This window comes from Paraburkholderia sp. NMBU_R16 (assembly GCF_013282575.1).
GTDB lineage: Bacteria > Pseudomonadota > Gammaproteobacteria > Burkholderiales > Burkholderiaceae > Trinickia.
In genome coordinates this window covers 1-11,721 of record NZ_JAAAYE010000090.1, presented here as the reverse complement: position 1 = coordinate 11,721, position 11,721 = coordinate 1, and the positions used below count along the sequence as shown (strand labels likewise).

Genomic DNA, 11,721 nt, shown 5'->3' with positions numbered 1-11,721 from the left:
CGTCGCTCGGGTTCGGCTGAGCCTGCTGCGGTATGGTTCGACTTCTCCTCGGATCGCAAAGGCGTCCACCCTCAAACCCGGCTCGCCGCATTCCACGGCATCGTGCAGGCCGATGCTTACTCCGGGTTCGATCAACTGTATGCGAGCGGCGAGATCCACGAAGCGGCATGCTGGGATCACGCGAGGAGGTATATCTACGATGTTCACGCGCGCACGCCGACTGCGGATACCCAGCAGCTGCTCGAGATGATCGGCGAGCTCTACAGCATAGAAGCCGACATCCGCGGCAAGGTGCCAGACGAGCGTCTGCGCGTGAGGCGGGAGAAGAGCAAGCCGTTGCTCGTGAAATTCGAAACGACGATCAGGTCAAAACTCACGACGCTGTCGACGAAGTCCGCGCTCGCCAAGGCGATCAACTACTCGCTGAACCACTGGGCAGCCCTCACGTTCTACTGTGAGGACGGTCGGGCCGAGCTCAGCAACGTGCTTGCCGAAAACGCATTGCGCTGTGTCGCGCTCGGACGCAAAAATTATCTGTTCGTCGGCTCCGACAGCGGGGGCGAGCGGGCCGCCGCGATGTATAGCTTGATCGGGACGTGCAAGCTCAACGGGATCAACCCGCGCGCCTACCTGGAATACGTCCTGACCCACATCGCTGATCACAAGATCTCTCGCATCGACGAATTGCTGCCTTGGAAGGTGGCTGACAAACTGAAACCTCTCACCCCGCCCACACTCTCAACCGGGTAGATCTGGATAGGTTTGGATGGATCGTGCCCACGATCGCCGATCGTGGGCACGATCCCCCTTGATCTACACGGACTCCGACACGCCATCACCATCATGCCCGACGCGCGCGTGAACCGGGAAACGGTCGGGCCGAGTCGCTTACGGTGCATAAGCTGGCCGTGACCTTTGAATTCAAAGACTTTTGAAAGAGTCGCAGGCAAATTGCGCGCTCCCCTACTTTTTAGTGGCAATTCACCGGCTGGGCGGCTATTCTACGGTTCGACAGAAAAACAATCACAACCGTAGAAACACACAATCGGCGTTGAAAAAACGCCTCACCATCGAAAACTATCAGGAACCTTCCCATGAAGATGAGTGAGTTGCCCGGGATCGAACGGCACGTGAAGCTTTCGGATCTCGGTGAGTTTGCAGAGCGGCTATCTCTGATGACCAACGAGCTGCGGGAGCAAATCTTAGCGCCTCGGCCCCGGAAGAACGCTCCCGTGTTCACCATCGGAGAACTGTCTGAACTGTGTGGCATTGACCGTCAGAAGATCAATTATCTTGCGACTAAGGAAGGTGGTGATCTACCGCCTGGCCAGGCGCACGGAACCGGCCGCGCACGGATATTTTCGCTGCAAGACGTCCGGATCTGGGTGCAGCAGGTGTCCGATATCTATCAAACTCCACTCGTCACAGGCACCCGTGAGCACCGTGGACGAGCGCTGATTACGGCGAACTTCAAGGGTGGCTCTTGCAAGACGACAACGTCAATGTGCATCGCTCAGGGGTTGAGCTTGCGTGGGCGCAAGGTCCTGGTCATCGATCTCGATCCACAAGCCTCACTGTCGGAGCTGTGCGGGCTCTATGCGGAGAAGGACATCACTTGGGAAGACACGGTGCTCCCGTTCATCTATGACCCGAACATCGAGGGAGGACTGGGATCGAAAGTGCAAACCACCTACTGGGATGGGCTCGACGTAATTCCTGCCCACAATTATTTGCACGATGCAGAGTTCCATCTTCCCACAGCACAGAAAACGAACCCAGGCTTTGAATTTTGGTCGGTCTTGCGCAAGGGCATCGAACCGCTGCGCGCCCAATACGACTACATCATCCTCGATACAGCACCGTCGCTCTCTTACATGACGCTCAATGGCTTAATGGCAGCCGATTCGATGGTGATGCCGTTGGTCCCCGAGAGCCTCGACTTCATCTCGTCGGTGTCATTTTGGTCACTATTTGCCGAAGTGGCGAATGGGTTCGTTGAGCATGAGGTCGATAAGACCTACGACTTCATTTCTGTGCTTCTCTCAAAAGTGGACTATGGGACCACGTCATCGGCGCCCGTTGTTCGCTCTTGGGCTCAGCGTGCGTACGGTGATTGGCTTCATACGTCGGAGATACCGGCTAGCTCGGTGATGAGCAATGGGGCACTAGCATTCTCGACGGTGTTTGATCTGTCGCGCTCCGATGCTGTTACGAAAACATTGGCGAGAGTGAAGCAACCTTTGATGGACTACTGCAAGTGGATCGATGATCAATATGTCGCGCAATGGAGAGCGGGTCAATGAGTAATCTACGCGAACGCATGATGAGCAAGACTGCTGATCTTCGGTCAGCGAAAGATATCGCGCTGGATGGTCAGCAAACGAAGACGTCATCTCCCCGCACTGCACCGGGAATGGCAGCAGCGTTGGCCGCGGCGCAGCAGCGCGTCACAGAGCTCGAACGAACAGGCTCTACGTCCGAGTTGCCGGTGGCCGACATAGTGCCCAACCCATGGCAACCGCGTAAGGTCTTTAATGAGGCGAAGTTGACGGAGCTCGCCGAGTCGATTCGCGAAGCCGGCCTAATTCAGCCGATTATCGTCAGACGCGCCTCCTCAGGGTATCAAATCGTCGCTGGGGAACGTCGCTGGCGCGCCCACAAGTTGATCGGCAAGGACGTGATCAAGGTGGTGGTTGTCGACATCTCCGACCAAGACATGGCCATGCTAGCGCTGGTTGAGAATGTGGTCCGCGACGATCTGTCTGATTATGAGATTGCTCGATCCATCCGGGAGACCGAGCGGGAATTCCCGAACCGGAAGCGGTTGGCCGAGACGCTCGGCATCGCTCGCTCGGAGCTGTATCGCTATCTTTCGTTTGCGGATCTGCCCGCCTTTGTACTGGAGGACCTCAACCTTCAACCGCGCTTATTGGGAGCAAACGCTGCACAAGAGGTTGTTTCGGCACTACGGGATCGAGACACAAAGGCATATGAGATCGCTCGGGGTCTTTGGGCCCAAGTGGTGAGCGGTGAACTCGACCAAACGAAGTTGGCTAAGGCGATAAGGCAAGCTCTCGACAACGACGAGAAGCAGTCTGGCGTCAGCGACAGGAACATCGATAAGATTTTTTCTGGCAAGACCCAAGCCGGGTCTATTACGAAGGACCGCAGCGGCCTGACCGTCAAGATCAAGGCAGGGATGCTGTCAGTGGATCAGGAGGCGCGAATTCGGAAGCTGATCGCTCAGATATTCGCTGCGGAGGAGTAGCAGTCCCACAGTGAGTCGCTTAGCCCGCCTGCTATTTTTTTGCGGACAGCCGGTGTGTCTCTATTAGAGACACAGAAAGAACGCCCGCCGTCTACCCAAGCAACACCGCCGACCGACAACATCGAGGAAAAATGTCTTGGGTCGGATTGGCCGGGCGCGGCACAGGAACCGTGAGCGGGTAGGGACTATGAGCCGCATAGTCCGCCCTGCTTTTTTTTGTGGACAGCTGGGGTGTCTCTATTAGAGACACACGAAAGATCGCCGCCGGCTACCAAAGCAATACCGCCGACCGACAGCATCGAGAAAAGACGTCGTGGCTGGACGCCGGACGCCGAACGCGAAGCGTAAGCGTAAGCGGGTCGGGACGCGCAGCATGAGGTCCTCGTCGCTAGGGAGCCGCCGCGGCGCAGATACCGAGAGGGCGAGCAAACTGCCGTCGCACGTCGCGTCCGGCTTATAGGAGGCAACGAGACGAGTAGCATTAAGTCATCTAATGCATTACTGAGGTCGCCGTGCGAATCAGCCAACAGATGAGCATTACCTTGCCGAAGGAAATGGCCGAGCTGGTGCGCTCCAAGGTGGCCAGCGGCGAATACGCGTCCGAGAGCGAGGTCATTTGCGAGGGGCTGCGCTTGCTTGCCGCACGTGATCGCGCGCTCGAATCGTGGCTGCGCAACGAAGTCGCGCCGGCGGCCGCGGCGCTCGAGGCCGATCCGGACCGCGCACTGACACCTGAGCAAATTCGCGAGCATCTGGCTCGCAAGCGCGCGCGGTGAGTTCCCCGCGCCTGCACGACCGCGTGCCGTGCGCGCCGGGGTGCGCCACAAGCTCGATGAGATCGAGGCGCGCAGTGTAGCCGCGGGTGCGCCGACGACCGGCGGCTCGAGCATGCTGCCTAGGTCTTGTAGTTTACGTTACTCGTAACGTAAAATAGGAGATCAAACCCGCGAGGATCGGAGGGCGCATGGCTCGGGATGACGATATTTCGTTAGGTCAGCCGGTAACGCAAAAGCGTGGCCGCGGTCGGCCGCGCAAGCCTGATGCCCTCACGAACGCGCAACGCCAAGCGGCTTATCGGGCACGGCATCAGGCGGACAGACAATCCGTTACGGTAACGAAAAAAGAGCACGACGCGCTTGAACGTGAGTGTGAGCAGCTGCGCGAAGCCTTGGCGCAGGCGCAGCGCGCGCTCGCCGCAGCGGAGCGCCTCCGCGCTCGCGAGGGCAGGGGCGAGCCCAGTGCCGCCGCGGTGTTGACGCGGCCGGTGCCGCCGGACGAGGCGCAATCGGACGACCGGCGCGTTGCGGTGACGATGAACGGGCGTGAGGTGTTTTCGCTGGCGCGGCTTGAGGCCCATTTCGGGCTGGCGCGCCGCGCCGTGCTCGAGCGGCTGATTTGGTGGGCCGACCGCAGCGTGGTCCAGTCGCTGGGCGACGACGATGCGGCGTTTAACCGTTACTTGAATCGCGTAACAGAAAATCGCTGAGGGAACCTGGGCCTCCGCCGCGCTTAGGCGGGTGGCGCTGTTGCGCTACCGCACCGACGGTGCGAGAATCCCTTGAAAATTATTGGAAAAAACTCATAATCAGGAGCACGGGGCCGTGCCATGCTATCAGGATGAGTTTCACCCCGACGCACTGCAGGACTTCGCCTCGCAGCAGCGCGCCGGACGCTTCCACGCGCTGGGGCAGCTCCTGGCGTTGATCGACGAGGTGATCGAGCATGGCCTGGGCGCCGGCGAGCAGCCGGTCCATCCGGTCGCCATCGTCAACGGCTACGGCCTGTACGAGCGGTGTGCGCCCAAGATGTTCGGGGTGTTCTCGATCGAGGCGCCGCCGGCGCCAGGGCAGTTACCGGTGCTGCGGCTGCTGGCGATCGACACCTCCGCGCAGGCCGCACGAGCCGCCGCCGCGGCGCGGGTATGACAGGAGATGATGCATGGGCAAGCTGACTGAATTGCGCAACGAACTGATGCAGCACCCGGAGTTTCGGGCCGGCTACGCGCAGCAGGGCCAACTGATCCGGTTCGGGCGGATGATGCGCGGTGCGCGCGAGAGCCAAGGGCTCACGCAGGCGGAGCTTGCCGCGCGACTGGAGATCAGCCAGTCGGAGATCAGCCGCCTGGAGAAGGGCGAAGGGGTGAACGGACCGACGTTCGAACGGATTGTGGCGTTCGCGCACGCGTTGGGCCTGCATTTGGTGGTCGGTTTCACCGATGATCAGCCGGCGGACGAACCCAGCGGGGCGCGGGCCGGTCAGGCGGCGCCGGCGAGCGGGCGCCCGGCGCGCGCGCCGCGCTTTGTGGGCGTCAAGCGGCGGCAGCCGGCGCGGGCCGCGGACGTGGCCGCCCAGGATGAGCCCGAAGCGTTGTGGAGCACCTTTTGACCAGCACGCAGTGGCTGCACGCGGTGGACTACGGGGTCGAGGTGTTGACGCTCGCCAGCGTGCTGTTGATTTGGTGGCCCGCGTTCAAAGTCAGCCGCGCGCTGCTCGCCGCGCGTGAGCTGGCCGCACTGGCGCGGCGCACCCACTCGGCAACCATTGCGCGCTTGGCGGGCGAGCTCGAAGCCGACGCGAAAGCGGTGCCGAGCGAGTTCAACGCGACCGACTACTGGATGCTACTGGTCGGCTTCGCCTGCGGCGCTCTGGCCTCCCTGATCAAGCTCTTTTACCTGATTCCGGCGTCGCACCTCGGCGGATGAGCGCGCGGGCCGTCAGGTCCGGGCTCGGGCCTCGCCGTCGGTGACGGGCAATCTCCATTTTCGTGCTGAGCGCGTCGATCCGGGGGCCTGGCGGTCGTGCATTCAATGCCGCTAAGTCGTATTAGCAGCATGGCGTTTAATGGGTAAAATCGGGAAAATCGGTTTGCGTCTCGGTCGAGATGAGGGTTTACCCGGAGTGACCGTTGCTAAGCGAACCGGGGTTGACCCATAAGCCGCGTTGGCGTCCCGTCCTGCGATCGCGCCGCGCGCCCAGGCGTCACGTCGTTTCAACAGCGCCGTTGTTCGGCTCGAGCTTGAGGTGCCCTTATTGGATGGTATCGAGTGAGCTATAATCGCGCATCAATTGATCCTGCGTTGGAGGTCCCCCATGCAACTGGTGTCCCCGGAAGCCATTGCGGCCGTCATGGCGCTCACGCCGGTGCCGCACACGCTCGCCGAGTTGGAGGCGCGCGTGCGCGCAGGGTTGCCGAAGTCCGCCTTGCGGGCCGGGGTCGAGCAGGCCGCGGCCGGTGCCGAGGCGCGCCGCACCCTGCTCGCGCAGATCATTCCCGAGGCGACCTATAAGCGCCGGCGCGAGCGGCTCACGCGCGACGAATCGGAAAAGGCCGAGCGGCTCGCGCGCGTCGTCGCCACGGCCACTTACATCTGGGACGATGCCGAGGACGCGCGCGAATTTCTGCGCACCGCGCATCCGATGCTGGAGATGCGCACGCCGCTCGAGGTGGCCCTCACGGAGCTGGGCGCGCGGCGCGTCGAGGAGTTGCTCTGGCAGCTCTTTTACGGACTGCCCGCGTGAAGCTGTACCGCATCGCCGACCGACGCCATCCTATCTGGAACGGCACCGGCGCGCTGCTCAACGGCGCACGCTTCAATAGCCCGGGGCGCCCGGTGATCTATGCGGCGCTGACTTTTGCCGGCGCGATGCTGGAAGTGCTGGTCCACGCCCGCATCGGCAAGGTCCCCCAAACGCACGTCTTCGTGGAGGCGAGCGTCCCCGACGATATGGCCATCGAGCAGCACGAGCCCGCCACCTTGCCGGCGGGCTGGGACGCGCCGGCCTTGGCCGTCGCGCGCCGCTTGGGCGATGCGTGGCTTGCCGAAGCGCGCAGTGCGGTGATGCTCGTGCCCTCGGTCGTCGCGCGCGCCGAATGGAACGCGCTCGTGAACCCGCTGCACCCCGACGCCGGCCGCATTGTGGTCACCGGGGCGCAGCCGGTGATCTGGGATGCCCGCTTGTTTGCGGTGCCGCCAGCGCCCGAGGCCGACGAACGCGGGCCGCTCGGGCCACGCTGAACGGGGAGTCAATTCATGCGCAAGCAATGCGAGCTTCAGCCAGCGCCGCGCCGGCGGACCGAAGAAAGCGGGCAGCACCTGCCGCGCGCCGTCGCGCAACTCCAGTTGCGGGCAGCGCAGTCCCGGCGGGACGCCCCGGACGCTCACCCCTAACGCAGGCGACTTGCCGTGGCCAATCAACCCCAACAGCTCGAGCTGCCGGTGCCGCGCACCTACAGCCGCACCGAATTCACCGCGCTGCGCGCGCGCGTGAAAGGGCTGTCGATCGCGACGATCGCGCGCGCCTACTTCGATACGGAGACGACCGAACCGCTCGAGGTCGAGCGACTGCTACGCACGATGCGCGAGGACCTCGTGGCGCTCGCGCTGCGCGAGGGCTCGTCGGTGCTCACCTCGCACCTGCGAGCGTCGCTCGCCCAGCACGGCGAAGTGCGTCTGACGCCCGTCACGCTGCAACTGATCGAGGAGGCGGCCGGCCAGTGGGCCACGGCGCAGCCCGAAGGCGATCACGCGATCGCGCGCTGGTTCCGGCCTCTCGTGGCCGAACGCCTTGCCGGTGAAGGGATTCGCACGGTCGGCGAGCTCGTCGCCTTCATCAACCGGCGCGGCGGCAGCTGGTGGCGCGCGCTCCCGCGCATCGGGCTCGGGCGCGCGCGTGTGCTGGTGGCCTGGCTGCGCCGGCATGCGATGTCGATCGGACAGACGGTCGAGGCCGACGTGGCACTCACCGATCCGCTGGCCGCGCCGGCGACAAGCGCGACGATCCTGGTCACGACCGGGGCCGCGCAGTTGGCGCCGCTCGAGCGGCTCGCGGTGCCGGTTGAATTGTCGGGGGCGTGCGGCGCGAACCGCGCGCCGGGCTTCGCCTACGTGCGCGCGACGCACGATCTGGACGCGGTGCGCGCGTATTTGCACCGCTATGACGACCGGCCCCAGACGCAGCGCGCCTACCAGCGCGAGCTCGAGCGGCTCGTGCTGTGGTGCGTGGCCGAGCGCGGCGTCGCCCTGTCGTCGATGACGGTGGAAGATTGCGACGCGTATAAGGCGTTCTTGAAGGCCCCGGGCGAGCGCTTTACCGGCGCGCCGGTGGCTCGGGCCAGCCGTCAATGGCGCCCGTTCGCACCAGGTGGGCTTGCGCCCGAGAGTCAGCATTACGCGGTGCGCGCAATCCGCGCCGCGTTCACCTGGCTCGTGCAGGTGCGCTACCTGGCGGGCAATCCCTGGCGCGCCGTGACCGATCCGGTGACGGTCAAACGCGTGCGCAAGCTGCAGGTCGAGCGCGCGCTGTCGCTGGAGCTCTGGACGCGCCTGCGCGCGACGCTCGCCGACCGTGCGGAAGGTGTGGGTCCCGCGCGGGCGCGTTGGCGTGCCGCGCGTGCGTTGCTGCTCATCCTGGGCGACGGCGGCCTGCGCATCGCCGAGGCGGCCGCCGGTGAGCGGCGCGCGCTCGCCTGGTGGCCGGCCGACGATGAGGCGCCGGCCAGCTGGTTGCTCGAGGTGATCGGCAAGGGCAGGAAGCAGCGCTTCGTGCCGGTGAGCGACGAGTGCGTCGACGCGCTTCGCGCGCATTGGCGCGATCGCGGGCTCGACTTCGATGCGGCCGATGCGCACGGCCCGCTCGTGGCGCCCCTCGTGGTGCCGTCAACGCCGCGGGCCCGTGCGAAATTCGGTGTCGCGCAAGACGACGCACCGCGCATAGGCAACGTTGAGAAGGGCTATTCGGTGCGAGGGGCGCGGGGCCTCACCCAATGGGCCATTGATCAGCTGCTCGAGGCAATGCCCGAATTGTCGGAGGCGCAGCGCCGCAAGCTGGCACGCACCTCGCCGCACGCGTTTCGCCATACTGTTGCCACGCAGATGCTGGCGAGCGGTGCGGCGCTCGAGGTGGTGCAGCAAACGCTGGGGCACGCCTCGCTCGGCACGACCTCGATCTACGTGTCGCCGGAGCAGTCGCATCTGCGCCGTGAAGCGGCCAAGTACCACGCACGGCTCAAGCAGCGCTGATGCCGCGCAGCGGACTTGAGCGTAGGGCCGCTATTGTCGATGGCGGTCTAAATCCGCGCAATTCCGACGACATTTGGGTTGCAGCGACATTGGCGAGCGTGTAGTGAGACGCGCCGCGCAGCCGCGATTGAGATCGTTCGCGCGAAGGAATCCGATATTGGGAGTTGGAATTGACGCGGTGCGCGTCGTAGGGAGCCCGTAGGGCGACTGGAGGCGGGCATCGCGTTGTCGTTACGCGAGCAGCGGGGCGCGTGGTAGAAACGCGGTTCGCCGAAGAAACAACAGGCGCGGCACCGTCCCAAACCGCCAAGTTCAATCCGGCGCCGCACCTTCACCCACCCCAGAGATACCTGCCGATCGGCAGACAGCGACGGGACGTGCGAGCCAGCAGTATCGCATTGCTCGTGCGCTCCCGTCGATCTCTCTGACACAACCTCTTCGGCGTTCTACGAGGACCGCCGATGACCGCAGGAAATCCCCGTGGGATGCTGCCCACGGGCCGCTTGTTTCTGTGCGCCCGCTGTCGGGCGCAGGTATTCATCTGTCGCCGCTGCGATCGCGGCCAACGCTACTGCGCTGCCCAGTGCGCCAGTGCGGCCCGGCGCGAGAGCCTTCGTGAAGCGGGCCGGCGCTATCAGCTCACCCGCCGCGGACGCCATGTCCATGCGGCGCGCGCAAGGCGCTACCGCATCCGCCATCAATTCGTGACGCATCACGGTTCACCCGCATCCCCTGCGGATGATGTACTGCCACCGCCCCCGAACGATGTCGCCGTTGCACCGGCAAACGTCGTCGCCCAGGCGTCGACATCGGGTTCGCCACGATGCCGTCGCTGCGCCTGTGCGCTGCCGCCGTTCGTGCGTACCGGCTTCGTGCGTCGTCGGGGTCGTTGTGTTCATCCATCCGACTATGGAGATTGTTCGTGACCATCGCCGTCGAACTGGAGGCGCAGATTCTGCGTCTGTATCACGTCGAGAAGTGGCGCTGTGGCACCATCGCCAACCAGTTGCACGTGCATCACACGACCGTGCAGCGAGTGCTCGCCCAAGCCGGGCTGCCGCGGCATGGGCCGCCACTGCGATCCTCGATGATCGAGCCTTACCTGCCGTTCATCCGGCAGACCCTGGAGAAGTTCCCCAAGCTCACTGCCAGCCGGATGTACGCGATGGTGCGCGAGCGCGGCTACAAGGGCGCGCCGGACCACTTCCGGCATCTGATCAGCCTGCATCGCCCCAGGCCGCCAGCCGAAGCCTTCCTGCGGCTACGCACACTTCCCGGAGAACAAGGTCAAGTCGACTGGGCTCACTTCGGGCACATCGAGATCGGGCGCGCGCGCCGACCGCTGATGGCGTTCGTGATGGTGCTTTCATACTCGCGCGACCTTTATTTACGCTTCTTCCTCGATGCACGGATGGAGAACTTCCTGCGCGGTCACATCGGCGCCTTCAATGCCTGGTGTGGCCTGCCCAGCGTCCTGCTCTACGACAACCTCAAGAGCGCCGTGCTCGAGCGTCAAGGCGATGCGATCCGCTTCCATCCGAAGCTGCTCGCGTTCGCCGGCCATTACCGTTTCGAGCCCCGCCCGGTCGCGGTTGCCCGGGGTAACGAGAAGGGGCGCGTAGAACGTGCGATCCGTCATGTTCGTGACGCGTTCTTCGCCGCACGCAAGTTCGCCGATCTGGCCGATCTGAACGCGCAGGCTGAGCACTGGTGCCGCACCCAGGCGGCAGACCGGCCGTGTCCGGAGGATCGGTCCATGACCGTGCGCCAAGCTCTTGCACTGGAACAGCCGCAGTTGCTGACCCTGCCTGAGAACCCGTATCCGGTGGAGGAACAACGCGCCGTCAAGGTAGGCAAGACGCCGTATGTGCGCTTCGACCTGAACGACTACACCATCCCGCACACCCATGTGCGCCGCACGCTGAACGTGCGGGCCGACCTCGATCAGGTCCGCGTGTTCGACGGCGCCCAGATGATCGCCAGCCATCGCCGCAGTTACGAACGCGATGCACAGATCGAGAATCCCCAGCACTTGAAGACGCTCGAGCAGTTCAAGCGCCAAGCCCGTCAGCACCGCGGCGTGAACAGCCTCACGAAGGCCGTGCCGGCCTGCCGGTTACTGCTCACGCGCGCCGCTGAACGCGGCGAGAACCTGGGCGCGCTCACCAGCGCTTTGCTGCGTCTGCTCGATCGCTACGGCGCGGCCGAACTGCAAAGCGCCGTCGAGCATGCGCTGCGCACAGGATCGGCCCACACGCATACCGTGCGCGCAGCCCTGGAGCGGCAACGCGTCGCGCGTGGTGCGCCGCTGTGGCGCGACAATCTGGATGAGAGACGCGCGACAAACAAGATGAGAATGTCGCGGCGAGGTTGATGATGCCGATGTTGATTGACGCTGACAAGCGTTTGTTGATTGACGCGCGGCGCATGTTG

The 11,721-nt window shown here is 64.2% G+C and carries 12 protein-coding genes; all 12 read left to right on the top strand.

Annotated features, from left to right (window positions below; translation table 11 throughout):
- The coding region (locus tag GWC77_RS25730) for an IS66 family transposase (RefSeq protein WP_173261643.1) at positions 1–750 on the top strand (750 nt) is incomplete at its 5' end.
- 344 nt (positions 751–1,094) lie between these two features.
- Positions 1,095–2,303, top strand: coding sequence for a ParA family protein (locus GWC77_RS25725; RefSeq protein ID WP_173261640.1), 1,209 nt, complete (start codon positions 1,095–1,097; stop codon positions 2,301–2,303).
- A complete protein-coding gene (locus tag GWC77_RS25720) occupies positions 2,300–3,268 on the top strand; it encodes a ParB/RepB/Spo0J family partition protein (RefSeq protein ID WP_173261637.1) in 969 nt (322 codons plus the stop codon). Before GWC77_RS25725 ends, GWC77_RS25720 begins: the two co-directional genes overlap by 4 nt.
- Before the next feature lie 512 nt (positions 3,269–3,780).
- On the top strand, positions 3,781–4,044 hold the full coding sequence (locus GWC77_RS25715) for a type II toxin-antitoxin system ParD family antitoxin (protein WP_367949112.1): 264 nt from the start codon (positions 3,781–3,783) through the stop codon (positions 4,042–4,044).
- A 392-nt stretch (positions 4,045–4,436) separates the two neighbouring features.
- Positions 4,437–4,754, top strand: a complete 318-nt coding sequence (locus GWC77_RS29800) for a hypothetical protein (RefSeq protein WP_254367178.1) — start codon at positions 4,437–4,439, stop codon at positions 4,752–4,754.
- Between the two features lie 115 nt (positions 4,755–4,869).
- Entirely contained in the window at positions 4,870–5,193 is a 324-nt protein-coding gene (locus tag GWC77_RS25705) for a hypothetical protein (RefSeq protein ID WP_173261631.1), read from the top strand.
- Between the two features lie 13 nt (positions 5,194–5,206).
- Positions 5,207–5,653, top strand: coding sequence for a helix-turn-helix domain-containing protein (locus GWC77_RS25700; protein WP_173261628.1), 447 nt, complete (start codon positions 5,207–5,209; stop codon positions 5,651–5,653).
- Positions 5,650–5,970, top strand: coding sequence for a hypothetical protein (locus GWC77_RS25695; protein WP_173261625.1), 321 nt, complete (start codon positions 5,650–5,652; stop codon positions 5,968–5,970). The genes GWC77_RS25700 and GWC77_RS25695 overlap by 4 nt, the downstream gene beginning before the upstream one ends.
- 388 nt (positions 5,971–6,358) lie before the next feature.
- Positions 6,359–6,787 carry an antitoxin Xre/MbcA/ParS toxin-binding domain-containing protein gene (locus GWC77_RS25690; protein WP_173261622.1) on the top strand — a complete coding sequence of 143 codons (429 nt, stop codon included), beginning with the start codon at positions 6,359–6,361 and terminating at the stop codon, positions 6,785–6,787.
- Positions 6,784–7,284: an RES domain-containing protein gene (locus tag GWC77_RS25685; protein WP_173261619.1), complete on the top strand. Its 501-nt coding sequence runs from the start codon at positions 6,784–6,786 to the stop codon at positions 7,282–7,284. The genes GWC77_RS25690 and GWC77_RS25685 overlap by 4 nt, the downstream gene beginning before the upstream one ends.
- A gap of 168 nt (positions 7,285–7,452) precedes the next feature.
- Complete coding sequence (locus tag GWC77_RS25680) at positions 7,453–9,288, top strand: site-specific integrase (protein WP_173261616.1); 1,836 nt, start codon at positions 7,453–7,455, stop codon at positions 9,286–9,288.
- 922 nt (positions 9,289–10,210) lie between these two features.
- Positions 10,211–11,662, top strand: a complete 1,452-nt coding sequence (gene istA, locus GWC77_RS25675) for an IS21 family transposase (RefSeq protein WP_367949111.1) — start codon at positions 10,211–10,213, stop codon at positions 11,660–11,662.
- The last annotated feature ends 59 nt before the right edge of the window (positions 11,663–11,721 follow it).